Source organism: Pseudomonas sp. ML96 (assembly GCF_000761545.1).
In the GTDB taxonomy this organism is placed as follows: domain Bacteria; phylum Pseudomonadota; class Gammaproteobacteria; order Pseudomonadales; family Pseudomonadaceae; genus Aquipseudomonas.
This window is the reverse complement of record NZ_JPMY01000012.1, coordinates 43,133-66,991: the sequence shown is the minus strand read 5'-3', so window position 1 is coordinate 66,991 and position 23,859 is coordinate 43,133. Positions and strand designations below refer to the sequence as shown.

Below are 23,859 nucleotides of genomic sequence, written 5' to 3'. Positions count from 1 at the left end.
CTGATGGCCTACACGCTCGAGCAATACACCAAGCTCCAGGAAGCGATCGCCGGCGGCGAGCTCTCTGTGCGCTATGCAGACCGCAGCGTGCAGTACCGGACCCTCGACGAGATGGTTCGCCTCCTCCAACTGATGGAAGCCGACCTGTTCCCCAGCAATGGGGGCGGCTCAGGTGGCCGCCGCCGCTACGCATCGTTCTCGAAAGGATACTGACATGGGGTGGTTCGATAACCTGTTTCCCGGCTACGCCGCGAAGCGGTCGGAGGCCCGTGTCCGCAAGCTACGCGCCGATGTTGTTGCGGCCGCAATGGAGCGCCGGTTCGAAGGCGCTGCCGGCGGCCGCCGGAACGCCGGGTGGCGTGCCCATGGCAGCGACGCGAATGCTGAGATCGGCCCGGCCCTGGCGCGTCTGCGTAACCGTGCACGCGATCTGCGTCGAAACAACCCCTATGCCGAGCGCGCCGTGTCCGGCATTGCTGACAACGTGGTCGGCGCTGGCATCGTGCCAAGCCCGCAAGCCAAGAGCGAACGCACCAATAAGAAACTCGCCACCCGTTGGGCGGCCTGGGGTGAAACCTTGGCCTGCGACGCCGACGGTCTGGAGAACTTCTACGGCCTGCAGCACAAGATCATCGAGGCAGTGGTAGAGGGCGGCGAGATTCTGATTCGCCGCCGCTGGCGCAAGGCCGCCGACAAGCTGCCTGTTCCGCTGCAACTGCAGCTGCTGGAGGCCGACTTTCTCGACGAGGGCAAGAACGGCCAGAACGGCGCCAACCTGATCATTCAGGGGGTGGAGTTCGACGGCATCGGCCGGCGGGTAGCCTACTGGTTGTTCGACGAGCACCCAGGCTCCTCCGTGGGTCTTGTAGCCGCCAGCTCCAAGCGAGTGCCGGCGGAAGACATCATCCACGTATTCATGCCTCGGCGGCCTGGCCAGGCGCGTGGCTTCACCTGGTTCGCGCCGGTGATGCAGCGCCTGCGCAACTTCGACGACATGGAAGACGCCGTGATGGAGCAGGCCAAGATCGCTGCCTGTTTCGCTGCCTTCGTCACCGCTGGCGACCAAGGGAGCAACAAGCGAGCCCCGCTTATTGACCGACTGGAGCCGGGGATTATCCAGGAGCTGGGCCAGGGCGAGGAAGTGCACTTTGGCTCGCCGCCCGTGTTCAACGGCTACAGCACCTACTCCTGGCAAGTCCTCCACGCCTTCGCGGTGGGGATGGGCATTCCATACGAGCTGGTCACCGGTGACCTGAAGGGCGTGAACTTTTCCAGCGGCCGCATGGGCTGGCTGCATTTCGCGCGCCGAGTGGACGTGTGGCAGTGGCGCATGCTGATTCCGCAACTCTGCGAGCGCGTGTGGGGCTGGTTCATGGAGGCCCAGGCGCTGACACCTGGCGGAGTGCTTGAGGATGCCGTCGCCGAGTGGGTGCCGCCGCGCCGCGAGATGGTCGACCCGAAAACCGAGATGGAGACCATCAAGGACAAGTTGCGCCTCGGCGCGCTCACCTGGCCAAACATGCTCCGCGAGCTCGGTATCACCGACCCTGTTGCGCACGCGAAGGCGATCGCGGCAGCCAACGCCATGTTCGACGAGCTCGGCCTGGTACTCGACAGCGACCCCCGCAAGGTATCCAACGCCGGCCTGACCCAGGCCAGGCCGCAGGGCACCGTTATCCCATCGACGGACGTCGACCCGGCGCCCACAACTGAAGAGAGCCAGACCGATGACAGTCCTGCAGACGCAGAAGCTTGAGACTCCGATGCTCAGCCTGCGCGCCGCCGTGCGCCCGGGCACCGTGGACATCGAGCAACGTACCGTAGAGATCACCTGGACCACTGGCTCGCGCGGCAAGCGCTGGAGCTGGTCCATCGGCGAGTACCAGGAAGAGCTGGAGGTCAGCGCCTCGGCCATTCGCCTGGAGCGCCTGAACAACGGTGCTCCGTTCCTGAACCTCCACAACCAGTGGGAGCTAGACGCTGTGATCGGCGTTGTTGAGCGTGCCTGGCTGGAGGGCTCCGAGGGCCGGGCGATCATTCGCTTCAGCTCCCGCGAGGACGTCGACCCGATCTTCCGCGACGTGAAGGACGGCATCCTGCGCAACATCAGCGTCGGCTACATCGTGCACCGCTATGTGCTGGTGGAAGACGGCGAAGACATGGTGCCCGTCTACCGCGCGGAGGATTGGGAGCCCACCGAAATCTCCCTGGTGCCTGTCGGCTTCGACGACGGCGCCAAGGTGCGCAGCGCCAAGACGCCGGCCGAATACCAAGGCCAGCGCTACTCCACCGTTTTTGAATCCCGGGAGGCCGAACAGCCTGCCGAGCAACCGGCCGCCGTGGCCACCCCCAACGAGGAAACAGAGATGACCGAAGAAGAGAAACGCGCGGCCGAGGAACAGATCCGCACCGAAGCCACCGCCGCGGAGCGCCTGCGCTCCACCACCATTCGCCAAATGGCCGATAAGGTCGGCATGGGCGAACACGCCGCTGATATGGTCGAGCGGGGTCTGACCCCGGCCCAGGCGAGTGCCGAACTGCTCGACAAACTGGCGGAGGGCCAAGGTAAGTCTCGCAACTCCCAATCCACCCAGGTGCAGTCGCAGGTCGACGAGACTGTGTTGACTGCCAAGCGCAGTGCTATGCAAAACGCCCTGCTGCATCGCTGCGACCCGAGTATCAAGCTGGAAGAGGCCGGCCGAGAGTTCCGCGGCATGCGCCTGATCGACCTGGCCCGCGAGTCGGTCGAGCTGGTCGGTGGCAACGTGCGCGGTATGACTCCGCAGGAAGTGGCCCGTGCCGCTCTCGGCTGCGACCGCCAGGCGGTGCGCGCTGCCGGCATGCACACCACCAGCGATTTCCCGCTGCTGCTGGGCGGTACCGTCAACCGTACCCTGCGCGCCGCCTACGAGCTGGCCCCGCAGACCTGGCGCCCGCTGGGCCGCCAGACCACCGTGCCGGACTTCCGCGCGGTAACCCGTGCTGCCCTGGGTGACATCGCTGCCCTGGAGAAGGTGAACGAGCACGGCGAGTACAAGTACGGCACGATGGCGGAGGACGGCGCCCCGCTCAAGGTGGCCAAGTACGGCAAGATCATCGCCATCACCTGGGAGTCGGTGGTGAACGATGATCTCGGCGCACTGACCCGCATCCCGCAGTCTCTCGGCGCTGCCGCTGCGCAAACCGAGTCCGACCTGGTGTGGGCTCTGCTGCTCGGCAACCCCAACTTCACCGATGGCACTCCGGTGTTCGACGCCGCGCACGGCAACCTGGCCGGCTCGGCCGGCGCGATCAACACCACCACCCTGGCAGCGGCTCGTGCCGCCATGCGCAAGCAGAAGTCCAAGGCGGGCCACTTCCTCAACCTGGGCCCTGAGTTCCTGGTGGTTGGCCCGGACAAGGAACTGGAGGCCTTCCAGTTCACCAGCTCCAACTACGTACCGGCCAAGAACGCCGACATCAACGACAGCCGTAACACTACGCTGACCGTGATCGTCGACGCTCGTATCACTGGCAACCAGTGGTACCTCTACGCCGCACCTGGCGTGGTGGACACCTTCGAGTATGCGTACCTCGAAGGCGAGCAGGGCGTGTTCACCGAGACCCGCGAGGGCTTCGAAGTGGATGGCATGGAGATTAAGGCTCGCCTGGTGTTCGGCGCTGCCTGGATCGACTTCCGCGGCGCCTACAAGAACGCCGGGGCCTGACCGCCACACACCGACTCTGAGGGCGCCTGATGGCGCCCTCGGTGTTTCTGCACCCCCAATTCGAGGAACGACACATGAAGAACTTCAGACAACCCGGCGACATGATCACCATCGTGGCTGCTGCCGCGATCCTTTCTGGTGCCCTGGTCCGCGCCGGCAGCCTGCTCGGCGTAGCCGCCACCAATGCCGCCATCGGAGAAGAGGTGGAGCTGAAAACTACCGGTGTGTTCGATCTGCCGAAAACCCAGGCTCAGGCCTGGACTGTCGGTCAGCCGATCTACGCCATTGCCGCGAGCAGCTTGCTGACCAACGTGCCGGGTACCGGCAACTACCTGGTCGGCGTCGCCGTCGCGGCTGCCGCCAACCCGTCCGACGTCGGCCGCGTTCGCCTCAATGGCTCTCTGGGCCATCCGGTAACGGCCTAAGCCATGAGCTGGGCTGCCATGCGCGACCGCATGCACGAGCGTGTGGTCAGCAAGCTCAACGACGGCTGTGCGCAGTACCAGGGCCCCGGCGGGGCTCCGGTCTGCGATCTGCCGCAGGTGATCATTGATCGCAACCTGATGCAGAACGGCCCGGAGGGCATGTTCCGCTCCGATGCGGTAGGGATCAGCTGGCGTAAGCCGCTGCTTCCTGACGCCGCACGTGGCGGCATCTTCACCTTCTGCGGTGAACGCCTGCTCGTCGAAGAGATCATCGCCGACGACGGCCACATGGTTACCGCAGCCTGCATGGTGCAGCCATGAGCAACCTCATCACTCAGGTGCGCAAGGCGCTGATCGCCCGGCTCGAAACCATCCAGACCCAGAACGGTTACCGCACGAACATCGGCGGTGCTGTGAAGGCGGGTTGGTACAACGAGATCACCAAGGGCGCCGAGATTCCGGCCACCGGCCTGGTGGTTGTGCAGCGCGCCAAGGGCAAGGAGCCCAAGGGCGGCCCCGCGGCGCTGAAGATGTACACCGGCTTCAGCGTCATCGGGGCTGTCACCGCAGGCCTGGACGGCTACGAGGATGCCATCGAGGACATCGAGCTGGACCTGCTCCAGTGCCTGACGCCCACGGAAGGCGTATTTCCCGACTGGCTGCCCAAGGGCGCCCCGAACCTCACCGTCGGCGCGCCTGAGCCGGTACCGCCAGGCGAGGGCCTGCCGGCCGCCACAGTTCTGATCCCCATTCACATCACGACCATCGTCGACTCCATCGACTACTGAGGGCTTTACCATGTCGAAAGTCAAAGAAACCGCCCTGATCGGCGGCCGCTTCAAACTGGGCAAGGCCGGTGGCCGTGCACCAACCGACTTCGTCGGCCTGGTATCTACCGCCCAGGAGCAGATCGAGCAGACCGAGATCCGCCTGCCGGATACCACCACCCCGCAGGGCGGCACCTACGACACCTTCGCACGCGTCGACCGCTTCTTCCTGACCCTGGCCCTGCGCGAGATCAACTCCCGCAACCTGGCCAACGCCCTCTATGCCGACATTGCCGAGGTGCCGAGCACCGCGGTGACCGGTGAAGAGGTTGTGCTCGGCGTGGGGCAGACCAGTGCCCTGGCGCTGATGCCGCTGGAAATCACCAAGGTGGCCATCGGTGCCGACGAGTACGACGAGGACCTCGACTGGCGCATGACCGGCGCCGGCCTCGAAGTGATCGATGGCAGCGACCTGGCCGCCGATATCGCCGCCGCGCTGGCGGCCAAGACCGGCACCTCCGCGCCGAAGGCCGGCGGCAACACCGGCAACGGCACCATGGGGGCGGTCACCGTCACCACTGCTGCAGTCGGCCTGTACACCGTCAGCTTCACCAGCAGCACCGCGTTCAGCGTTACCGGCCCTGGCGGCTCGGTTGGCACCGGCACAGTTGGAACTCCCTTCAGCACTGGCGGGCTGAGCTTCACCATCACTGCCGGCAGCCCAGTGTTCGCGACCGGCGATGGCTTCACCATCACCGTGGCCCAGGCCACCGAGGTGACCGCTGAGGTGGACTACACCAGCGCCACCTTCGACGAGATCGAACTGCTCACCAACTCCGGCGATGAGTGGTATCTGCTGTTCGAGGGTGCCAACGCCGTGGGCGAGAAGGGCAAGTTCAACGCCCACTACTGGCGCGTGAAGTTCAGCCCGACCGAGAGCCGTGACGTGCTCGGCAACGAAGACTTCATGACCATGACCGTGCGCGCCGAGGTGCTCCGCGAGGACTCCCGCGCCACCAGCGACGCCAAGTCTGCCTACGGCAAACTGCAGAAGCAGCGCATCGCGGGGTAACTGCGCGCCCTGCAGCTTGCCGGCGGTGAGCTATGAGAGATTGAAGCGCTTCGCCATGTAGTCGAGCGCTTCTTGCTCAGCGACAGATACTTTTTTCTCTGTCTTAACGATGGTGTTGCATGCGATCAATAGGCGCTTCATCAGTGTCTGATCGCCGCCATTAGCGATGGAACCTACAACCCGCTTGAAGGTAGACAGGGCGGGAATGGCCGTTGAGCGGAACAGGGCGGCCGTCATCTCGTCGGTTATGCGCAGGTCGCCGCTTAGTACCTTGCATGCTGCAGTCATCACCTTGCGCTCGGCCGCGGTAAGGCGGCCATCGGCCTTGCCTACGTACACCAGAATCTGGAGGACAGCGCGCTTGTTCGCCGCGAACTGCTCGAGGGAGTAGCCGGCGGAGCCTTGCCATGCCTGCAGCAGATGGTTGTAGGTGTTACTCACGAGCTCGCCGGTGTTGATATCGACGCAGGAGGTGACTCGTTCGTGGAGGAACGAGCGGTAACGCTCGCGCAGGTGGCAAAAGCCGAACATCTCGTAAGGGTCGAACGCGGTAACGGATACGCCGCGGTGGGTGGCAACGCCTCCCGCATCGGTGTAGCCGATGGTCAGCGTCGTGATGGTGCCGGCGGGTCTGTTTGACATGGCAGCGATCCTTGCTTCGTTGATCCTGGCGAATCTACCTGCCACTCGGGTCTTGGGCCAACTGGGGTTTTGCACAGGGGCTGGTATTGTTAGAGTCCGTCCCAGTTCATTGGGAGGGAACCGACATGCAATGCCCAGCTTGTAAGCACGAGTCCGCCGCCGCAGCCTTTGGTGACCCGCTGAGATGCCCGGAGTGTGGCGCTTACTATGAGAAGGCTATTTGGCACTCGGGAGATAAGCTTGACCGCGCAGCTCACGATCGAGTTGCCGCCGAACGGCAGGTAACCCGCCCAATTGTTGGTGGCGAGCATGTTCAGAAGATTGCAGGTCAGAACAAGGGAGCTCAGCCAGTGGTCGTTGTCGACCTGCACATGAGCTTCAACTCAATGGTCTGGTTTATGGTGAAGTGGGCCATTGCCGCTATACCGGCAATGATCATCCTCGCCGTCATTGGCTTCCTTATCGTCATGCTCTTGGGCGGTCTCGCTGGCCTTGGAGCGAAGTAGGCAGTGCATTACCACCAAACCCGCTTCGGCGGGTTTTTTGTTTTCAGGAGATTGAAATGTCGGAGATGGGGAAAACAGTCATCAAGACGATTGGCTCGCTCAAGGTCACCTGCCATGAGCTCAGCGTTGGTGAGTTGCGTGGCGTTCTTGCTCGTCGAATGACGGATGACCTGCTCGGTGAGGCTCTGTTCCATGAGATCACGCTAGCCGACCTACCTGTATTTACGAGTCTGACTGCAGAGCAGATCGAAGCGTGCAAGCCGAGCGCGCTTGAGGAGGTCATTGCTGGTTGCCGCGAGGCTAATAAAAGTTTTTTCGATCTGATGGTTCGACTGGCCCAGGCCCGGAATCCTTCCTGAGTCAGCTTGATCGCGCCATCGTTACTCTTACCAGGCTAGGGCACCAGCGCGTGCTCGATTATCCCTGGTCTCTTTTCGTTCGGTCTCTCGAAGGTTGATCCATGGCTGAAGTAGAACTACGAGTCACAGCCGATCTCGATTCGGCCGTGCGCGAAGTGGCTGGCTTCCGCAAGGAATATGCCGAGCTGGTCAAGCAGGTTGAAAAGCCGCTGCGCCAGGTGAATGCAACTCGCGAGTTGGAGAAGGCGCTGGAGGCAACTGGCACCCAAGCGCGCCAGACGAAGCAGCGTTTGGTTGAGTTGCAGGCCGAACTGATCAGGACTGATAACCCCTCTGCTCAGCTGCAGGAGTCATTCCGCGCTACAGGGAAGGAACTCCAGCAGCTCCAGCGCCAGGAAGCCATGCAGGCTAATCAGCTCGCCCGCATGCGGGCCGAACTGAAGGCTGCGGGTGTTGACACTACTCGCCTTGCGGCTGAGCAGCGCCGCCTTAATGCGGAGATGGATCAGGCCCTGAGCACCGGCCGCCAAGATGCTGCTGTGCGAGGTATTCGCGAGCGTGCTGCGGCGTTGAAGTTGCAAGCTGCTGCCCAGCGGCAGGCAAACCTAGAGGCCGCCCGGGAAAACCTTGGGGTTAATCAGTTCCGTGCGGCGCAGCAGGAAATACATAGGGCTACTCAGCAGTACGAACAGCTTCGCCGTAGCGGGAAGTTGACGAACCAGGAACTCGTTGTAGCTCAGCAGCAGCTTACGGCCAGGATTCGTGAGAGCCGAGAGGCTCTGCAGGGGCTCAATGGTAGCGGCAGTGGTTTTGGTGGCGGACTCGTTGCAGGAGCCGGCGGAGCGCTGGCGTTGACTGCGGTCGCGCGCTCCTACATTCAGATCACCGACGAAGCCAAGAAAATGGATGCCCAGCTCCAACTGGCTACCCATTCGCAGCAAGAATTCAATGAGGCGCAACAGCAGACCCTGCGAATTGCGCAAGAAAACCAAGCGCCTTTGGCTGATGTGGTTACGCTCTATTCGCGTCTGGCTCCTGCGCTCCGCGATGTCGGGCGAGGACAGCAGGATGCGTTGAAGATCATCGACGCCGTCACCAAGTCGCTGCGCATCAGTGGCGCCACAGCTGCAGAGACCGCTTCGACCATTCAGCAGTTCAGCCAAGCCTTGGGCTCCGGCGTCCTCCGTGGAGAAGAGTTCAATACGCTTGCGGAAAGCTCGCCGCGCCTCCTGAGAGCGCTCGCTGATGGGCTGAAGGTCAATGTGGGCGCCCTTCGTGAAATGGCCGCTGAGGGCAAGTTGACGGCGGAGGTAATCTCTACTGCTTTGATTGGCCAGCTGCCGAAGCTCACCGAGGAGGCTTCGAAGCTGCCTGAAACATTCGGGGGCGCAGCAACTAAGTTCACCAATTCGTTGACCATCGCAGTATCCAAGCTCGACGACTTCACCGGCGCCTCTGATAGCGCCATTAACTCGGTTACGCGCCTGTCGGCCGCGCTGTCCGCCGCGAGCTCAGCGAAGGCTCCCTCTTGGCTGGATAAATTCGGGGAGTTCTATCGGCTGGTAAGCCGTCCCCAGGTGCTTGAGAAAGGGTTCTCCTTCCTGCTTGGTGGGTTTGGTGGTGGCGAGGCATCAAGTGGGGCGACCCCGACAAAGTCCGAAGCAGACACTTACTCCGCGCAATTAGAGATGCTTGAGCGCACCGAACTGGATAGCCAAATACGGCGGCAGGTGAATCTAGAGCGCGCGGCCGCTGAGAGGGAAGGGCTGCAGTTCGACGAGGAAGAGGCGCTCCGCCGGCATACCGCAGAATTAGGTACGACTTACGACAGTTTCATTGAGCGCGAGCAAGAGCGGCAGCGACTGGAAGAGGCTGGTGAACAAGCTCATGCCGAGCGCCTGCGTACCATTCGGCAGTATGCGATTGATGTTAAGAAACAGCAGATCAAGGAAGCAGAGGACCAACTAAAGAAAGCTAATACCTCTCTCGAAAAGGCCAAGCAGAAGGAGCTGGCGATCGAGAAGGAGTTCGCTCAACTCGTTCGTGACGTCCGGGGCGGCGGCGCCCAGTCTGGCGGTGAGCTTTCCGATGTCTACCAGGCGCGTGTAAATGCCCGGCGGGCGATAGCTGATAGAGATCCCGACCGCGCAATCGATGAAGCTCGCCGAGCTGGAGAGTTACTGAAGCAGCTGCAAGCTGCCGGCGCCAATGACTATGGCTTCGCAGGTATAGCGGAGGACCTCGCGCGCATTGCCAATGAAGCAGCGAAGCTGGAGACCTCCAATACCCAGAAGGAAGTCGACGAGGTTAGTACGCGGCTGGAAACGCTCAAGAAAGAAGCCGAGGCCCTTGCGGTTGTCAGTATCGATATTCAGTGGGACCAGGCTGGGGCAGATCAGATCCTGCAGAAGATGAACGACCTGGCGGCCCGGCTCGCCCGGGCGATGATCATCAAGCCAACAGTTCTGCCGCCGGATGGCTCTGGCGCTACAGTTGACCCGTCCGTGCCGGCCGCTGCCACTGGCGGCATTCTGCGCGGCCCGGGCACCGGCACCAGCGACAGCATCCTGGCGCGGCTCAGTAACGGTGAGGGCATCCTCAACGCCCGCGCGGTGCAGCACTACGGCGCCGGCATGGTTCACCAACTGAATCGCCTGCAGATGCCCAAGTTCGCTACCGGGGGCGTGGCCGGTGGCGGCCTTTCTCTGCCTGCCATCCCGGCTGTCAGCCCTGAGCTGCGGGCCGCTGCCTCTGGCGAGTCGCCGTTGCGTGACTTCGGTCGAGCTGTGCTCTCGACCGCTGATGGTGACTATCCCGTGCTGATGCGCGAAGACGACTTCGCCGTGGCCCTGCGCCGCCAGAAGGACAAGCGCGGCATTCGCCGCCGCTGACTCAGAACCCGAGGAATACATGAGCCGAGTAGAAGTCATGCTGGGCGGCGTACCCATTCGCCCGCAGGCTGGCCAGCCAGTGCAGCGCTTTGCGCCGCTTGGCGACGGGCCAATCCTGCGCCGTAGCAAGGGCGCGGCGGTGAAGTTCCGCCACTGGGATCTGCGCTGGGTTGTTTCCGTCAGCGGCTCTGGCTGGATGGGGCCAGGCCTTGCCGGCCTGGACTACGACCAGCCGCTAGAGCTGCGCTGTACCCAGCAGATGGAGGTGCGCACCGCTGCACTGACCACCACTATTCCTGGCACCGTTCGGCCTGATGTGGCGCCGTGGTGCCTGGCCTACACCGGCCGGGAATGGCTGAAGACCCCGGTCGCCTACAACCCCGCCACCAAGGTGGCCACCATCACGCCGCGCGCCGGCGCGCTGGAGTACCAGGTGTGCTGGATGCCGGTGTTCACCGTGCTGATGGGCCGCCCTGAGCGCGGCCTGGACCCAGGCGCCAACACGCACGACTGGTCGTTCACTGCCGAGGAAGCCTGACCCATGCTGATTAACGGAAGCGTGATCGGCGGGGTAGTCCTGGGCGGAGGTGCCGGCCTGGTCCAGCCACCTGCGCCTGAGCCGGTAGTGCCGCGCCAGAGCATTGTGTGGGATGTGCGCCTGGTGCTCGGCGGCGAGGACCACAGTCACCTGCTGTCTGGTGGTGCGCGGGTAGAGACGGAGCGTGATTCAGCCTCCCTGGCCGAGTTCACCTTGCTGCTTGATCCGGGCCCGGTGAACCCGTTCACCTTCATCGGCCGCACCGTGCAGGTCTATTACCGCGATTGGACGGGCACTGGCTGGGTTGAGGAGCTGATGTTCGATGGCCGTGTGATTCGCCCAATCTTTGAGCCGGTGATGCGCACCGTGCGCTGCGACTGCAGCGACCGCCTGCAAGACCTGATCGAAGCGCTGACGGTGGCGCAGGTAAACGCTCTGGTGCGTGGTCTGTGGTCCGCCGATCTGTTCGAAGATCCTGCCGGCCGTAGCCGCTGGGACTACGCCCAGGAGCGCAAGAGCACTGTAAACGCCACGCTGCAGAAGCGCCCCGGCGGCGCGCTGGAGATGCTGCCGCTCGAAGCCACTGCGCCGTTCATGCTGCTGGGCGATGGCGTGACCATGGACCAGAGCCTGGTGTGGACGCCGGTGGAGCTGAGCGAGCGCGTCAACGTCGTGGAACTGGTGGGCGAATACCGCTTCGACCGGCTGCGCGAGCGGCACCAGGACTTCTTCTGGGAGCACCCGCTGTTGTTCGGCGTGGGCGACCTGGAAGGCTTCTGCATGTGGGGTAACCAGGGCAGTACCGAACTGCCGGATATCCAGCAGGTGCTCGACGAGACCAACGGCGCCGGCTACACCGGCATCATCAACCCGAGCGACGAGGACTGGTACCGGCTGCCGCCTTCGGGCACTGGTGGCCTGTGCGACCCGCCGTTCCTGTGGAAGAACCCGTACCCCGACCTGCTGCTGCGCGGCGCCTGGACCGGTGGCATGCGCTGGATACAGCCGATCACCGAGCGCTACACCATCCGCATCGAGGCGCCCACCAGCATGGCCGCCGCGGGCGAGGTGATCCAGCGCGACCAGTTCTCGGCCGACAGCGAAGGCAGCGACCGCGGCGAAGCTTGGGAGAGCGCGGCCTTCACCGCCGCCGACCCGGACGCCGTCGAGGATGCCCTGGGTGATTGGGTGGTGGATGTGCGCGATGTGGACCGCTGGACCTCGGCGCTGCAGTGCGCGCTGAGCATCCATCGCACCACCCTGCAGATGGCCCACCGCGAGAACCGCCTGGCCGTGCAGATGCCGACCAGTGATGTGATGGCCCTGGAGCTGCGCCACACCCTTCGGGTAGAGGACCAGCGGGTCCGCTGCCAGGCCCCTGTGTGGAGTCTCCTGCACGAGTTTGACTTCGATGCGCAGACGGCGCTCACCACCATTACCTTGGCCGTAAGCCAAGGCGGCGGCGGGGTGACCGATCCGCTCGTGCTGCCACCGATCCCGCCGAGCACACCCAGCGGCAGCGCGCCGGGCACCATCGTGTTGCCTACCCAGTTGCAGAACGTGGACGGTACCGAGGTGTACGACGAGACGCTCGATGGCTTCGCCGGCAACTGGAACAACGTGGACGACAACAGCTTCCCGCGGCGTATGCAGATCACCTCGCCGGAGATTCCGGCCGATCAGCGCGACGAGTTCGTCGCCGAGGCCACGGCCACTTACCGGGTGGCCATCCCTGACGACCTGCTGGAGTTCATCTGATGGCGACACTGGAGGAGCAGCGCCGTGCCATCGGTGCCGGTATCACCCAGGCGCGCGCCGCCACCGGCGCCGCCGAGCGCCAGGCCATCCACGACAACATGGTGGCCAAGCGCACCGGCCGCAACATCCAGAACGACCTCAACGCCCTGGCGCCCAGCCCGCGCAAGCAGGCCGGCCTGCGCCAGCTGGAGTCGCGCGGCGCGCGCCCGGCGACCAGCTCGCCAGCGCTGAACACCCCGCAACCCACCAACCAGGGCACCGGCATCGCCAGCCCACTGACGGAGAAGGTGGGCGAGGGAGGCGCGGATACCCGCACCTACTACCCGGAACGCACGCTGCCCACCACTGACGGGCTGCTGGTGTTCCGGGTGAAGCGCACCAAGACCATCACCTTGATCGACGACAACGCCGCCGAGGTGGTGATGGAGCTCAGCAATGTTCCTGGAGCCTGAAGACAACGCCGTGCTGTTCGGCTGGCCCTGGCATGGGCTGATCGTCGACGACGTGCTCACCCTGGGCAGCGGCCGCACCATGCCCGTGGACCTCTACAGCAACGACACCTGGCTGTGGGATATCGGCATGCCTGAGCCGGTGGTGACGCCGGAAGACCCGGACGAGCAGTGGCTGAGCAAGGCCATCATCCGAGGCGTGACGAGTACCAGCTTCTATGCGGGGCTGGGCCTGACCTTCGGGCAGGCCGCCTTCCGTAGCTCGCCGATCTACCTGGAGGGCGAGCGCAAGACGGTGGACCAGCAGACCATTCTGGCCGAGAACTCCCTGGAGCCTGATGTGGGCGTGGGGGTGAGCGTGCGGGTGAATGGTGTGACCTTCACCAGCAACCGCCTGCGCTGGCCAGACGTTGGCCTGCCCGAGAAGCGCGGTTTTCTGGAAGGCACCTTTCTGGATGTAGGCCACGACGGCGCCCGCTGGCTTATCAGCATCTCCTACGGCTCGACGGTGTGCGGCTATGCCGAGGCGGCTTTCTCTGTGGTGGAAGGCGACCTGGCCCTGGTCCTGACGCTGTTGGCCGACAACTCCGCCGTGGCCGAGTGGGACACAACGCTGGACGAGCCCTACGTGGTACCGCTGAACATGTGGCTGGCGGAGATCACCGGCGGCGAGATCGTCAACGCGGCCGACAACCCAGGGCTCAGCTACTACACACCAACCGGCGACTACACCGCGCACGCCATTGCCAGTTGTGTGTTCGGCGCCTGGTACGGGCAGGACGGCACCCCGGCGCTGCTGCGCCTGCACCTGGATGCCTACACCGACTACTCCGGCACCCTGGGCGGCACGCCCTACGAGACCGGGCTGGAGGTGCACCGTGGCGAGATCTGGCTGGCCGTTGGCGGTACGGAGACCGAGCGCGTGCAGTTCGAGGTGCGCAAGCTGATCGAGAACATCACCGGCGTGGGTGCTGAGGTGACCGTCACCTACACCCTGGAAGACCAGGTGGTGGTGCGTACCGAGAGCTTTGGCAGCTTCCAGAGCATCGGCCGCGCGATCGAGCTGGACGTGGACCGCCACGCCTGGTCGGGCGGCGCCTTCAGCCGGCCCGCCGAGCTGACCCAGGCGCTGCACCAGTTCGGCAAGCCTGCGGAGCCGGTACCAGCGAACCTCAGCATCGGCGCCGCACGGCCATCGAACAAGATCTGTCAGCCGCTCGGCATCCTCACCCGGCTGGACGCCACCCTGTACTACCTGGCCGGCGCCGCCCTGACCCCGCACGGGCTGGACGCTGGCGTTGTGGTGTACGACACCGCCGCCGGCCCGGTGCCGCTCAACTTCATCTACGGCTCATACAACCCGATCACCGGGGAAGTCATTCGCAACCAGGTGGAAGGCCACGCCTATTCCTGGGTCTAGGAGCATCCATGCAGCTGTTCATCAACTATTGGTCCACGGCTCTGACCGTGGCGGCCACGGCCGAGGCTACCCAGCTTTCCGTAGCGCCAGGCGAGGCGGCCAAGCTCACTGGCCTGGGTGGTGAGGCCTACTACCTGCTGACGCTGGTGGAGCGCGACCCGACCACGCAGGTGGAGCTGCGCCGCGAGATCGTCAAGGCCACCGCTGTCAGCGGCGCCCTGGTGACGGTGGCGCGGGACCAGGAAGCCAGCGGCGCCCAGGTGTGGGATGCCGGCGCGCTGATTGAAGCCCGCGTAACAGCCGGCACCCTGCAGCAGCTGCAGAACAGCACGCCGGGTGGCGGCGGGGTTACGAGCGTCGAGGCCGGCGATGGCATCGAGGTGGACAGCACCAACCCGGCGGCGCCGGTGGTGGCGCTGAGCGCAGACATGCTGAACTGGCTGAACGCCCTGGACGCCCAAGTGGCGGTCTTGACTGGGGCGGTTGCTGGCCTGATCCCGCCAGACTCGGTGCTGGTCACGGCGGGCCGTGTGGACTCCGGCCCGGATACTTACCAGGTGGGCTACTTCCGCGGCTGGCCGGCGGGCACAGATGCCTTCGGCTCGCTGTTCCCCGACACCATCAATCTGCCAGGCGTGGGCGGTACCGCCGTAAGCATGGCCAAGGTGCTGCAGATGGAGGAGGGCGCCGAGTTCTACGTGGCGCTGCTCGGCGACCAGACGGCGCACGTCTCCGCCATCACCTCGCTGGAGGTGCAGGGCATCGGCACGCTCGACGTCAGCACTGCCGACATCGGCGTGTATTACGACACCGGCACCAACCAGACGGAAATCGGCTGGACCATCGGCGCGCACGACTGGGCCGAAGGCCTGGGCCGCACGGTGACCTTCACCTTCGCCCCCTGATTCATCCCTACTCGGAGATAGCCAGCCATGCAGCCGGCCCGCCAGGACCTGCCCGTTGTACCGGGCACCACCTACCGCGACACCGTGCGGCTCATGCAGCCGGACTTCGCCTACAAGCAGATCGCCGGCATCAGCGGTGCGCCGGCGCAGGTAACCGCACCAGATCACGGCCTGGCCGGTGACTGGCCGGTGTGGGTGCGCAACGTAACGGGGCTGCCCACCATCAACCGCGAGCCGGACAAGGCGCTGCCGCACCGCGCCCAGCGCGTGGATGCGGACACCCTGGAGATCAACACCGTCTCCGCCGTGGGCACCCAGCCGCAGGGCGGCCAGCTCGTCTACAAGCTGCCGGTAGACCTGACCGGCGCCGTGGTGCGCATGCGCTTCTCCGGGCTGGCGGGTGATGACCTGGTGCTGACGCTGGGCGCAGGCCTCGCCAACCCAGCGCCGGGCACCGTGACCCGCGCCCTGACCAAGGAGCAGACCGAGCAGCTGGTGGGCGACTGGGCCTACACCTTCGAAGTCGAGTTCGCCAGCGGCGACCTAGTGCGCTACTTCGAGGGCGGCCAGGCCAAGCCGGGGGGCTGCCATGGATGAAACCGCCTACCTGGCAGTGCTGGAGTTCCAGGTAGGCGACACGGCTGAGGTAGAGCGCGAGTACCTGGTGATCCTGCAGCAGGTCGAGCTGATGGTGCTCGAGCACGGCAGCCAGGGCCCGCCCGGGCCGCCTGGCCCTGCTGGTGGCGTTGCCCTGCAGCGCTCAGCCGGTGAAGTGCTCAGCGCCCTGCGCGCCGTGTACGACCTGGACGGCCGCGCCTTCTACCTCGACTACCGGGACGCGGAGCATATAGACCTGCTGCTCGGCATCACGCTCACCGCCGCCGGCGAAGGCGACCCGGTGAACATCCAGCGCCTTGGCGTGCTGGAGGATTCCAACTGGAACTGGCCACCAGGCCGTGTGTACCTCGGCGCCAACGGTGCGCTCACCCAGACGCCGGCAGATGACGGCTTCCACGTGCTGATCGGCGCCGCCACGGCGCCCAACCGCATCACCCTCAACCTATCTGACCCCATCGAACTGGAGGGCTAGCCATGCCACAAGGATTCCTCACTCGCGCCGGCGGCCGTATCAAGCAGGCCTTTGCCATCGTCACTTCGCTCGGCTCGGCTGACGCTGGCAAGATCCCGGCGTTGAACGCGGCTGGCGTGCTGGATAACAGCTTTCTTCCTGCTGGCATCGGTGCCAACCAGGTGGTCGCCCCCACAAGCGAGAACCTGTCAGCCGGTGATTTCGTGAACCTGTTCGATGACGGTGGCACGCTGACTGCTCGTAAGGCGGACAACAGCAACGGCCGGGAAGCGTGGGGCTATGTTGAGGTGGCGGTGACTTCACCGAACGACGCCACGGTGAAACGCCTCAACACCGTCAACGGTAACCGCACCGGCCTGACGCCTGGCGCCCAGTACTGGCTGGGCACTTCTGGTGGCGTGATCAGCGCTCCGCTCGACTCCACCGACGTAGCCAATGCCAACAAGGTCTGCCAGTACCTGGGGCGCGCCGACTCGGCCACTGAGCTGGCCACCGTTGAAGAAGCGCCGGTGATTCTCTGATGAGCGCCCGCCGGCCCATGGTGAGGGTGGCCGGCCGCCTGCAGCAGTTGCCCGAGGGCGACAGCTTGGCCGGCATTCCTGCTGCGGTGCCGTTCGTGCTCTCGGACGGCACCCGCGAAGACATTCCCCTGACAACCGATGGTGAGCTGCCGTTCTGGCTGAGCGATGGCACGCCCGCAAACATTCCGGTGGTGACCAGTGGTTGAAGCAATTCCTGTTGTGAAGGTTGCCGGCGGCTTGGGTGAGTCTCCTGCGGGGGAGGGCCTACAGCTGCCTGGCCCGTTGAACGAAGCATCGCCTGTGACGCTGGCCTCTGCCAGCACGGTTGACCTGGGCGCCGCTGACGCCAATACCATTAACATTTCGGGCTCGGTCACCATCAGCTCCTGGGGCTCAGCGCGGGCAGGCATTCGACGCACCACCGTGTTCGGCGCCGCTCCGACAATCACTCACCACGCAACGAGCATGATTTTGCCCGGCGGCGCCTCCATTGTGGCCGCTGCTGGTGATGTGGCTGAGTGGCTTTCGCTGGGCTCCGGCAACTGGCGGTGTATCGACTACACCAAGGCGAATGGTCAGGCCCTAGCTGGTTCTACTCCCACCCCTTATGTGAGCACCAAGCAAACGATCACGTCTGGTGGGTCGCTGACCCTTAGCCATGGCCTGACGAATACACCCAGCAAAGTCTGGGCTGAGCTTCATTGCGAGGTAATCGATGGCGTCTACGCCGTAGGCGACATAATCCAGAACGACTACCTGACAGTTGTGGCGACCACAAACGCCGACCGCGGCATCGTCATCACAAAAACAGCCACCCAGCTCCGGGTGCGGTTTGGCTCCCACGCCAACGCCTTTATGGCCCTGAACGGATCAGGTGTGTCGGTGGCGCTGACGAACACCAGCTGGCGACTCGTAATCAAGGCGGAGCTATGAAGCACTTTGTTGATGCTGTAGGTATGTATCTTGGGGGCTGGGACGAAGGGTCTCTATCTGGAGAACTCGCGCCGCCATCTGACGCCACCGAGGTGCCCGATGCGCCGAGCGATGTGCGCCAGCGGTGGCAGTTTCCTGGCTGGCCTGGCACGTCTCCTGGGGAGGCGTTGGACAAATTGCGGGATGAGTGCGACCGCCGCCTGGCGGCACTCAAGCGAGATTATCCTGACTCCGAAGTGCTGAGCTGGGACAAGCAGGAAGCCGAGGCGCGCGCCGGCGGCGGGCCCCTGGTGGCGGCGCTTGCCGTGGCGAGGGGGATTGATGAGGCTGAGCTGATCCGCCGTATCCTCCAGAAGGCCGAGGCATTCGCCGTGCTGAGCGGAACCATCATCGGCCAGCGCCAGGCGTTGGAAGACAGAGTACGCGCCGGGGAAGTTGAAGTAGCCTGGCCGACAGAGTAGGGCGGCTATACTCGCGCCAGCCCAACCACGAGAAGGATCTCGCATGCCAGCTGTCCGCTCCGCGCTCGTCATCAAGACCGCGATCTTCGCCACCGTCTGCATCTGCATCGGTTACACCCTGGGCCTGATCCAGGGCACGGCCACAAGCCAGCCGCCTATCCAGGTTGATCTTTGCGACTCCCCACCTGACCCGATCTGACAGATCACCAAGCCCGCCAAGTGCGGGCTTTTTCATTTCTGGAGCACCCCATGACCCTGCGTGAAATCCGCAACGGCCCGCTGGCCGAGGCGCTCTTGCTGCTGCCTGCGAAAATGACCAAGCCCGCGGCAGAGATTCAGCTACTGGCCACTCACCTGCAGGAAGCGCCGAACGGCGAGCAGTGCCAGCTGCCGGTACGCCCCGGCAAGTGCGGCCCGGCGCGGGGCATCTTCCAGTTCGAGTTGGGCGGCGGCGTGGCTGGTGTCCTGCGGCACCGCTCAAGCCGCCAGCATGTGCTCGAAGTGTGCGCAGCCCTGGGCGTGCCGCCGACCGAGCAGGGCATCTTCGATGCGCTGCCGGGTACCGTTGACGTGCTCGACTGCGCCCTGGCGCGGCTCCTGTACTGGACTGACCCAAACCCGCTGCCCGACGTCGGTGCAGTGGAGACCGCCTGGCGCTACTACCTACGCAACTGGCGGCCCGGCGCCTACGCAAACGGCACAGCCCAGGAGCGGGCGAAGCTGCGGCAGAAGTGGTCGGTGAACTACGCCCATGCCATGGATGTGGTGCTGTGAGCGCCTGGCTGAAGCTGGTTCCGGCCTGGGTATGGATGGCCCTTGCCGGCCTGGCGCTCGCCGCCATGGCCGGTGGCGTGCAGCAGGTCCGCGTCGTTGGCCTGCAGGGTGAGCTGGAGAGCGAGCGCGGCGCACGGCTGGAGGATGCCGGCAAGCTGGGCGCCTGCCGTGAAACGCGCGGCACTCTGCTTGTTCAGGTTGCCGAGCAGAACACGGCCATCGCTGGCCTGCGCAGTGCCGCCCAGTCGAGAGCTGAGGCTGCCAAGGATGCGCAGCAGCAGGCAAGGCAGGGCGCCGAGCAGGACTACCAAGCCGCCAACCGGCTGCAGCAGGAGCGGACGGGGGGAGACGCCTGCATCGCCGCGGAGGCGGTCATTGATCGAGAGCTTGGGTTATGACTGAAGCTCAAGTGCCCGCACTTCGTATCGACCGCTTTTGAAGTCTGCTGCAGTGATTTGAAAGCCGTGCTCCTTGGCGCTCGTCTGCAGGGCGAGAGGGATTACACCATGCCTAGCTCCATCGCCATCAAGAGTGGTTGTGATACGAGGCCAAATGCTGTCGCTGACATACGCCACCTTGCCCTCGGTGCCAAGCGTGTCGCGGATGATTTTCCAAACATCAGGCTTCATCGACTTATCCCTAAAGGACTGCATATGCGAATGGTGATGATATCAGTGCTTGCGCTGGCGGGGTGCGCCGGTCAGGTCGAAGAACCCGAGCCGCGCGTGGTGCGCGTAGAGGTGCCGATCCCTGTACCGTGCACGACAGAGCCTGTCGCGGTGCCAGCATGGGCAGCTGATGGACTGCGCAGAAGCGACAGCCTGGAGGAGAAGGTGAGGGCGTTGCTGGCTGATCGCCGCCAGCGGCAGGGCTACGAGAAGGAACTGCTGGCCGCCAATGAGGTGTGCCGATAAACCTGTACCACTTTCTGTACCAATCGCAGGGGATGGCAGGGGGTTGCAGGGTGAGCGAAGCCGCTGAAAGCCCCGTATTCCGCACCCTGATAACCCCTAACAACCCCTGTTTACATCATAAGGAAACGACGCATTGGAGCAAATGGCCCCCGGCCAGCAGGCTTTCCGGATGTCTCGGGCATCGCCGGATGCATCGGTGCCCATGATGGCCGCCGATTCACGCGTCGAAGGCCGCTGGCCAAGCTGGGTGTCTGGCGCCATAGTCGCGGGATGGCGACTAGACCGGTCGTCTCGATCAGAACAATAGAGGCTAGGCCATGACCAAGACCCTCCATCACCGTGCCTGTCACCTGTGTGAGGCCATCTGCGGCCTGACCATCGAAACCGAGGATCGCGACGACGGCCGCCACATCCTGTCGATCAAGGGCGATGCCTTAGACACGTTCAGCCGTGGCCATATCTGCCCCAAGGCGGTGGCGCTGCAGGACATCCAGAACGACCCGGACCGCGTACGCCAGCCGCTGCGTAAGGTCAATGGGCAGTGGCAGCCGATCGCCTGGGACGAAGCCTTCGCGCTGGTCGCCGAGCGCTTCTCGGCGATCCAGGCCGAGCACGGCAAGAACGCCGTAGCCGTGTACCAGGGCAATCCCAGCGTGCACAACTATGGGCTGATGACCCACAGCAACTACTTCCTTGGCCAGCTGAAGACGCGTAACCGCTTCTCCGCCACTTCGGTGGACCAGCTGCCGCATCACCTGACCAGCTACCTGATGTACGGCCACGGCCTGCTGCTGCCGATCCCGGACATCGACCACAGCCAGTTCATGCTGATCCTCGGCGGCAACCCGCTGGCCTCCAACGGCAGCATCATGACCGTGCCGGACGTGGAGAAGCGCCTCAAGGCGCTCAAGGCCCGTGGCGGCAAGTTGGTGGTGGTCGACCCGCGGCGCAGCGAGACGGCGGCGATGGCCGACCAGCATCTGTTCGTGCGCCCGGGCAACGACGCGGCGCTGCTGCTCGGCCTGCTCAACACTCTGTTCGCCGAGGGCCTGACCCGCGACAGCCACCTGCCGGTCAACGGCCTGGAGCAGGTGAAGCAGGCCATCGCGCCATTCACCGCCGAGGCCATGAGCGCGCGCTGCGGCGTGTCGGCGCAGGATATCCGCCAGCTGGCCCGCGACTTCGCGGCAGCCGAGTCGGCGGTGTGCTACGGGCGCATGGGCGTGTCCACCCAGGCTTTCGGCAGCCTGTGCCACTGGCTGATCCAGCTGATCAACCTGGTCACCGGCAACCTCGACCGCGCCGGCGGCGCGCTGTGCACCAGCCCGGCGCTGGACCTGGTGGCGACCACCTCGGGCGGCCATTTCAACGTCTGGCAGAGCCGCGTCTCCGGTCTGCCGGAATACGGTGGCGAGCTGCCGGTGGCAGCGCTGGCCGAGGAGATGCTCACCCCCGGCGAGGGGCAGATTCGCGCGCTGGTCACCGTGGCCGGCAACCCGGTGCTGTCCACGCCCAACGGCCGCCAGCTGGAGCAGGCGCTGGACGGCCTGGACTTCATGGTTTCGGTCGACCTGTATATCAACGAGACCACTCGCCACGCCGACCTGATCCTGCCGCCCACCGCGCCGCTGGAGCACGACCACTACGACACCACCTTCAACGTGTTTGCCGTGCGCAACGTCACCCGCTTCAACGAGCCGGTGCTGGCCAAGCCGCAAGGCGCGCTGGACGACTGGGAAATCTTCGTCGGCCTGGCCCAGGCCTTCGCCGCGAAGAACGGCACCGAGCTAAAGCCGACCATGCCGCCGGCACAGATGATCGACATGGGTCTGCGCTTCGGCCCCTATGGCGACAAGTCCGAGCACAAGCTCAGCCTGGCCACCCTGCGCGAGGCGCCGCATGGCATCGACCTGGGGCCGCTGCAGCCGAACCTGGCGGCGCGGTTGAAGACCGAGTCCAAGGCCATCGAGGCCGCCCCCGAGCTGTTGGTGGCGGATCTGGCGCGCTTCGCCGCCCAGCCGCAGCCGGCCGAGGGCGAGCTGGTACTGATCGGTCGCCGCCATGTGCGCAGCAACAACTCCTGGATGCACAACTACCAGCGCCTGGTGAAGGGCAAGCCGCGTCACCAGCTGCTGATGCATCCGCAGGACATGGCTGGGCGCGGCCTGGCCGACGGCCAGCGCGTGCGCGTGCAGTCGCGGGTTGGCGAGATCGAAGTCGAGGCGGTGGCCAGCGACGAGATGATGCCCGGCGTGGTCAGCCTGCCGCACGGCTGGGGCCATGCCCGCCCGGGTGTGCAGATGGGCATCGCCAGTGCCCAGCCGGGCGCCAGCGCCAACGACCTGACCGACGACCGCCAGCTGGATGCGGTGTCCGGCAATGCCGCGTTGAACGGCGTGCCGGTGCGCGTCGAGGCTGCCTAGCCCCGAGTGGAGCCGGGCGCTGCCGCGTCCAGCTCAGAGGTGTACTCCGTAGCGGGCGTAGATCTTCTCGATGGTGCCTTGCTGCTTGAGCTGGATGATTGCCGCGTCCAGCTTGTCCAGCCACTCGGCGTGCTTGGGCTGCACGCGCATGCTGACGTCGTAGGCGCTGATCACGTCGCCGATCTCCAGGCGTCGGTACTCGGCGATCTGCAGCAGGTTGTACTGGACGACTGCCTTGTTGGCGATGACCTGGTCGAAGCGCGACCTGGCCAGCATGTCCAGCAGCTGCTGTTCGTTCAGGGCGTTACGCCGGTCCAGCTGCCCCGAGGCGATCAGCGGCAGCAGCTCGGGGTAGGCATAGCCACGCACCATGCCCACCGACTTGCCGCGCAGATCTTCCGGTTGCTTGACCGGAAAGGCCCGGTGCGGGGCGAACACCAGCACGTCGACCACCTTGCCGAAGGGCACGGAGAACAGGCCGGGAGTCGCCTGGGTCTTCACCCAGCCGGGATAGACGCCGGGCTCGATGTCCAGCTGCCCCTCGTTGAACAGCAGACCGATGCGCGGGTAGGGGTAGTACTGCACGTTGAAGCTATCGCCGGTGAGCTTGGCCAGCTCGTCGAGGATGTCCTGGTAGATGCCGCGCCTGCCGTCCTCGATCATCATCGGCGGGTAGTCGTAGAAACCCACCTCGTAGGTCGCCGCGCTGGCGCCCTGGGCAAGGATGCAGAGATAGAGGGTACTCGCCGTTCTGATCAGCCACTTCATGCACCGTCTCCGATTCCTGCTGCGCTCTGCCTGCAGTCTAGTCGTCGGCTGGTGGGGTAAGCCAAGCGCCATCCCCGAGCCTGCCGCTGGGTCTTTCGTGTACAATCGCGTCATCCCGCCCGGCGCTGGTCCGGGAAAGTTCAGACGAGGTGAGTCGTGGATATTATCGATACCATCAAAGAGCAGATCGCCAACAACACCATCCTGCTGTACATGAAAGGCTCGCCGAACGCGCCGCAGTGCGGTTTCTCGTCGCGCGCCGCGCAGGTGGTAATGGCCTGTGGCGAGAAGTTCGCCTACGTGGACATCCTGCAGAATCCGGAGATCCGTGCCAACCTGCCGAAGTACGCCAACTGGCCGACCTTCCCGCAGCTGTGGGTCGGCGGTGAGCTGGTCGGCGGTAGCGACATCATGACCGAGATGTTCGAGAAGGGTGAGCTGCAGACCCTGATCAAGGACGCTGCCGAGAAGGCCAAGGCCGAATAAGCCGAGTCGCGTCAGAAAAAGCCGATGCCCCTGCATCGGCTTTTTTGTGC

At 64.7% G+C, this 23,859-nt stretch carries 29 protein-coding genes; 27 read left to right on the top strand and 2 right to left on the bottom strand.

Annotated features, from left to right (window positions below; all coding sequences use genetic code 11):
* Positions 1–3 precede the first annotated feature (3 nt).
* From IP89_RS09855 to IP89_RS22745, 7 genes are all read left to right on the top strand, one after another.
* Positions 4–213, top strand: a complete 210-nt coding sequence (locus tag IP89_RS09855) for a phage head-tail joining protein (protein WP_043309296.1) — start codon at positions 4–6, stop codon at positions 211–213.
* Between the two features lies 1 nt (position 214).
* Positions 215–1,756 (top strand): phage portal protein, encoded by a 1,542-nt coding sequence (locus IP89_RS09850; protein WP_052081022.1) that lies wholly within the window; start codon positions 215–217, stop codon positions 1,754–1,756.
* Positions 1,728–3,707, top strand: a complete 1,980-nt coding sequence (locus IP89_RS09845) for a prohead protease/major capsid protein fusion protein (protein WP_256203127.1) — start codon at positions 1,728–1,730, stop codon at positions 3,705–3,707. The genes IP89_RS09850 and IP89_RS09845 overlap by 29 nt, the downstream gene beginning before the upstream one ends.
* Positions 3,708–3,781: 74 nt before the next feature.
* Positions 3,782–4,132: a DUF2190 family protein gene (locus tag IP89_RS09840; RefSeq protein ID WP_043309293.1), complete on the top strand. Its 351-nt coding sequence runs from the start codon at positions 3,782–3,784 to the stop codon at positions 4,130–4,132.
* A gap of 3 nt (positions 4,133–4,135) precedes the next feature.
* Entirely contained in the window at positions 4,136–4,453 is a 318-nt protein-coding gene (locus tag IP89_RS09835; RefSeq protein WP_156115019.1) for a hypothetical protein, read from the top strand.
* Positions 4,450–4,920 (top strand): hypothetical protein, encoded by a 471-nt coding sequence (locus IP89_RS09830; RefSeq protein WP_043309291.1) that lies wholly within the window; start codon positions 4,450–4,452, stop codon positions 4,918–4,920. Before IP89_RS09835 ends, IP89_RS09830 begins: the two co-directional genes overlap by 4 nt.
* Positions 4,921–4,930: 10 nt before the next feature.
* The gene (locus IP89_RS22745) at positions 4,931–5,971 is read left to right on the top strand and encodes a hypothetical protein (protein WP_052081021.1); all 1,041 of its coding nucleotides are present in this window, start codon (positions 4,931–4,933) and stop codon (positions 5,969–5,971) included.
* 30 nt (positions 5,972–6,001) lie between these two features.
* Here IP89_RS22745 and IP89_RS09815 read toward each other — a convergent pair whose 3' ends face one another.
* Positions 6,002–6,613: a hypothetical protein gene (locus IP89_RS09815; RefSeq protein ID WP_043309290.1), complete on the bottom strand. Its 612-nt coding sequence runs from the start codon at positions 6,611–6,613 to the stop codon at positions 6,002–6,004.
* Positions 6,614–6,738: 125 nt separating this feature from the next.
* Between IP89_RS09815 and IP89_RS23330 the strand changes: the two genes are divergently transcribed.
* From IP89_RS23330 to IP89_RS09720, 19 genes are all read left to right on the top strand, one after another.
* Positions 6,739–7,119, top strand: coding sequence for a hypothetical protein (locus IP89_RS23330; RefSeq protein ID WP_156115018.1), 381 nt, complete (start codon positions 6,739–6,741; stop codon positions 7,117–7,119).
* Between the two features lie 56 nt (positions 7,120–7,175).
* Positions 7,176–7,478 (top strand): hypothetical protein, encoded by a 303-nt coding sequence (locus IP89_RS09805; RefSeq protein ID WP_043309289.1) that lies wholly within the window; start codon positions 7,176–7,178, stop codon positions 7,476–7,478.
* A gap of 101 nt (positions 7,479–7,579) precedes the next feature.
* A complete protein-coding gene (locus IP89_RS22740) occupies positions 7,580–10,369 on the top strand; it encodes a tape measure protein (RefSeq protein WP_052081020.1) in 2,790 nt (929 codons plus the stop codon).
* 19 nt (positions 10,370–10,388) lie between these two features.
* Complete coding sequence (locus IP89_RS09795; RefSeq protein WP_043309287.1) at positions 10,389–10,907, top strand: hypothetical protein; 519 nt, start codon at positions 10,389–10,391, stop codon at positions 10,905–10,907.
* A gap of 3 nt (positions 10,908–10,910) precedes the next feature.
* Positions 10,911–12,665 carry a hypothetical protein gene (locus tag IP89_RS09790; RefSeq protein ID WP_052081018.1) on the top strand — a complete coding sequence of 585 codons (1,755 nt, stop codon included), beginning with the start codon at positions 10,911–10,913 and terminating at the stop codon, positions 12,663–12,665.
* On the top strand, positions 12,665–13,117 hold the full coding sequence (locus IP89_RS09785; protein WP_043309286.1) for a hypothetical protein: 453 nt from the start codon (positions 12,665–12,667) through the stop codon (positions 13,115–13,117). Before IP89_RS09790 ends, IP89_RS09785 begins: the two co-directional genes overlap by 1 nt.
* Positions 13,101–14,534, top strand: coding sequence for a hypothetical protein (locus IP89_RS09780; protein ID WP_043309285.1), 1,434 nt, complete (start codon positions 13,101–13,103; stop codon positions 14,532–14,534). The genes IP89_RS09785 and IP89_RS09780 overlap by 17 nt, the downstream gene beginning before the upstream one ends.
* 8 nt (positions 14,535–14,542) lie before the next feature.
* Entirely contained in the window at positions 14,543–15,439 is an 897-nt protein-coding gene (locus IP89_RS09775) for a hypothetical protein (RefSeq protein ID WP_043309284.1), read from the top strand.
* 27 nt (positions 15,440–15,466) lie between these two features.
* The gene (locus IP89_RS09770; protein WP_043309282.1) at positions 15,467–16,036 is read left to right on the top strand and encodes a hypothetical protein; all 570 of its coding nucleotides are present in this window, start codon (positions 15,467–15,469) and stop codon (positions 16,034–16,036) included.
* A complete protein-coding gene (locus tag IP89_RS09765) occupies positions 16,029–16,529 on the top strand; it encodes a DUF2190 family protein (RefSeq protein WP_043309281.1) in 501 nt (166 codons plus the stop codon). The genes IP89_RS09770 and IP89_RS09765 overlap by 8 nt, the downstream gene beginning before the upstream one ends.
* 2 nt (positions 16,530–16,531) lie before the next feature.
* Positions 16,532–17,050 (top strand): hypothetical protein, encoded by a 519-nt coding sequence (locus IP89_RS09760; protein WP_043309280.1) that lies wholly within the window; start codon positions 16,532–16,534, stop codon positions 17,048–17,050.
* Positions 17,051–17,067: 17 nt separating this feature from the next.
* A complete protein-coding gene (locus IP89_RS09755) occupies positions 17,068–17,256 on the top strand; it encodes a hypothetical protein (protein ID WP_177326861.1) in 189 nt (62 codons plus the stop codon).
* A complete protein-coding gene (locus IP89_RS09750) occupies positions 17,249–17,983 on the top strand; it encodes a hypothetical protein (protein ID WP_156115017.1) in 735 nt (244 codons plus the stop codon). The genes IP89_RS09755 and IP89_RS09750 overlap by 8 nt, the downstream gene beginning before the upstream one ends.
* Positions 17,980–18,444, top strand: a complete 465-nt coding sequence (locus IP89_RS22735) for a hypothetical protein (protein WP_052081017.1) — start codon at positions 17,980–17,982, stop codon at positions 18,442–18,444. The genes IP89_RS09750 and IP89_RS22735 overlap by 4 nt, the downstream gene beginning before the upstream one ends.
* A gap of 43 nt (positions 18,445–18,487) precedes the next feature.
* Positions 18,488–18,643: a hypothetical protein gene (locus tag IP89_RS23325; protein WP_156115016.1), complete on the top strand. Its 156-nt coding sequence runs from the start codon at positions 18,488–18,490 to the stop codon at positions 18,641–18,643.
* 50 nt (positions 18,644–18,693) lie between these two features.
* Entirely contained in the window at positions 18,694–19,218 is a 525-nt protein-coding gene (locus tag IP89_RS09740) for a hypothetical protein (RefSeq protein ID WP_043309275.1), read from the top strand.
* The gene (locus IP89_RS09735; protein WP_052081016.1) at positions 19,215–19,616 is read left to right on the top strand and encodes a hypothetical protein; all 402 of its coding nucleotides are present in this window, start codon (positions 19,215–19,217) and stop codon (positions 19,614–19,616) included. The genes IP89_RS09740 and IP89_RS09735 overlap by 4 nt, the downstream gene beginning before the upstream one ends.
* Before the next feature lie 255 nt (positions 19,617–19,871).
* Positions 19,872–20,132, top strand: coding sequence for a hypothetical protein (locus tag IP89_RS09725; protein WP_043309273.1), 261 nt, complete (start codon positions 19,872–19,874; stop codon positions 20,130–20,132).
* A gap of 317 nt (positions 20,133–20,449) precedes the next feature.
* Positions 20,450–22,555 carry a molybdopterin oxidoreductase family protein gene (locus IP89_RS09720; protein WP_043309272.1) on the top strand — a complete coding sequence of 702 codons (2,106 nt, stop codon included), beginning with the start codon at positions 20,450–20,452 and terminating at the stop codon, positions 22,553–22,555.
* A gap of 33 nt (positions 22,556–22,588) precedes the next feature.
* Here the strand turns inward: IP89_RS09720 and IP89_RS09715 are convergent, their stop codons facing one another.
* Positions 22,589–23,323, bottom strand: a complete 735-nt coding sequence (locus IP89_RS09715) for an ABC transporter substrate-binding protein (RefSeq protein ID WP_043309271.1) — start codon at positions 23,321–23,323, stop codon at positions 22,589–22,591.
* A gap of 156 nt (positions 23,324–23,479) precedes the next feature.
* On the opposite strand from IP89_RS09715, the gene grxD reads away from it, so the two are divergent.
* A complete protein-coding gene (grxD, locus tag IP89_RS09710; protein ID WP_043309270.1) occupies positions 23,480–23,809 on the top strand; it encodes a Grx4 family monothiol glutaredoxin in 330 nt (109 codons plus the stop codon).
* The last annotated feature ends 50 nt before the right edge of the window (positions 23,810–23,859 follow it).

Bases quoted from the DNA above. Each gene is read 5' to 3' on its own strand.
- IP89_RS09755 (WP_177326861.1), top strand. From the start codon at position 17,068: ATGGTGAGGGTGGCCGGCCGCCTGCAGCAGTTGCCCGAGGGCGACAGC.
- IP89_RS09740 (WP_043309275.1), top strand. From the start codon at position 18,694: ATGACCCTGCGTGAAATCCGCAACGGCCCGCTGGCCGAGGCGCTCTTG.
- IP89_RS09805 (WP_043309289.1), top strand. From the start codon at position 7,176: ATGTCGGAGATGGGGAAAACAGTCATCAAGACGATTGGCTCGCTCAAG.
- IP89_RS09790 (WP_052081018.1), top strand. From the start codon at position 10,911: ATGCTGATTAACGGAAGCGTGATCGGCGGGGTAGTCCTGGGCGGAGGT.
- IP89_RS09835 (WP_156115019.1), top strand. From the start codon at position 4,136: ATGAGCTGGGCTGCCATGCGCGACCGCATGCACGAGCGTGTGGTCAGC.
- IP89_RS09845 (WP_256203127.1), top strand. From the start codon at position 1,728: ATGACAGTCCTGCAGACGCAGAAGCTTGAGACTCCGATGCTCAGCCTG.
- IP89_RS09840 (WP_043309293.1), top strand. From the start codon at position 3,782: ATGAAGAACTTCAGACAACCCGGCGACATGATCACCATCGTGGCTGCT.
- IP89_RS23325 (WP_156115016.1), top strand. From the start codon at position 18,488: ATGCCAGCTGTCCGCTCCGCGCTCGTCATCAAGACCGCGATCTTCGCC.
- IP89_RS09765 (WP_043309281.1), top strand. From the start codon at position 16,029: ATGGATGAAACCGCCTACCTGGCAGTGCTGGAGTTCCAGGTAGGCGAC.
- IP89_RS22745 (WP_052081021.1), top strand. From the start codon at position 4,931: ATGTCGAAAGTCAAAGAAACCGCCCTGATCGGCGGCCGCTTCAAACTG.
- IP89_RS09815 (WP_043309290.1), bottom strand. From the start codon at position 6,613: ATGTCAAACAGACCCGCCGGCACCATCACGACGCTGACCATCGGCTAC.
- IP89_RS09830 (WP_043309291.1), top strand. From the start codon at position 4,450: ATGAGCAACCTCATCACTCAGGTGCGCAAGGCGCTGATCGCCCGGCTC.
- IP89_RS09780 (WP_043309285.1), top strand. From the start codon at position 13,101: ATGTTCCTGGAGCCTGAAGACAACGCCGTGCTGTTCGGCTGGCCCTGG.
- IP89_RS23330 (WP_156115018.1), top strand. From the start codon at position 6,739: ATGCAATGCCCAGCTTGTAAGCACGAGTCCGCCGCCGCAGCCTTTGGT.
- IP89_RS09785 (WP_043309286.1), top strand. From the start codon at position 12,665: ATGGCGACACTGGAGGAGCAGCGCCGTGCCATCGGTGCCGGTATCACC.
- IP89_RS22735 (WP_052081017.1), top strand. From the start codon at position 17,980: ATGAAGCACTTTGTTGATGCTGTAGGTATGTATCTTGGGGGCTGGGAC.
- IP89_RS22740 (WP_052081020.1), top strand. From the start codon at position 7,580: ATGGCTGAAGTAGAACTACGAGTCACAGCCGATCTCGATTCGGCCGTG.
- IP89_RS09770 (WP_043309282.1), top strand. From the start codon at position 15,467: ATGCAGCCGGCCCGCCAGGACCTGCCCGTTGTACCGGGCACCACCTAC.
- IP89_RS09720 (WP_043309272.1), top strand. From the start codon at position 20,450: ATGACCAAGACCCTCCATCACCGTGCCTGTCACCTGTGTGAGGCCATC.
- IP89_RS09715 (WP_043309271.1), bottom strand. From the start codon at position 23,323: ATGAAGTGGCTGATCAGAACGGCGAGTACCCTCTATCTCTGCATCCTT.
- IP89_RS09850 (WP_052081022.1), top strand. From the start codon at position 215: ATGGGGTGGTTCGATAACCTGTTTCCCGGCTACGCCGCGAAGCGGTCG.
- IP89_RS09725 (WP_043309273.1), top strand. From the start codon at position 19,872: ATGCGAATGGTGATGATATCAGTGCTTGCGCTGGCGGGGTGCGCCGGT.
- IP89_RS09795 (WP_043309287.1), top strand. From the start codon at position 10,389: ATGAGCCGAGTAGAAGTCATGCTGGGCGGCGTACCCATTCGCCCGCAG.
- IP89_RS09775 (WP_043309284.1), top strand. From the start codon at position 14,543: ATGCAGCTGTTCATCAACTATTGGTCCACGGCTCTGACCGTGGCGGCC.
- IP89_RS09855 (WP_043309296.1), top strand. From the start codon at position 4: ATGGCCTACACGCTCGAGCAATACACCAAGCTCCAGGAAGCGATCGCC.
- IP89_RS09760 (WP_043309280.1), top strand. From the start codon at position 16,532: ATGCCACAAGGATTCCTCACTCGCGCCGGCGGCCGTATCAAGCAGGCC.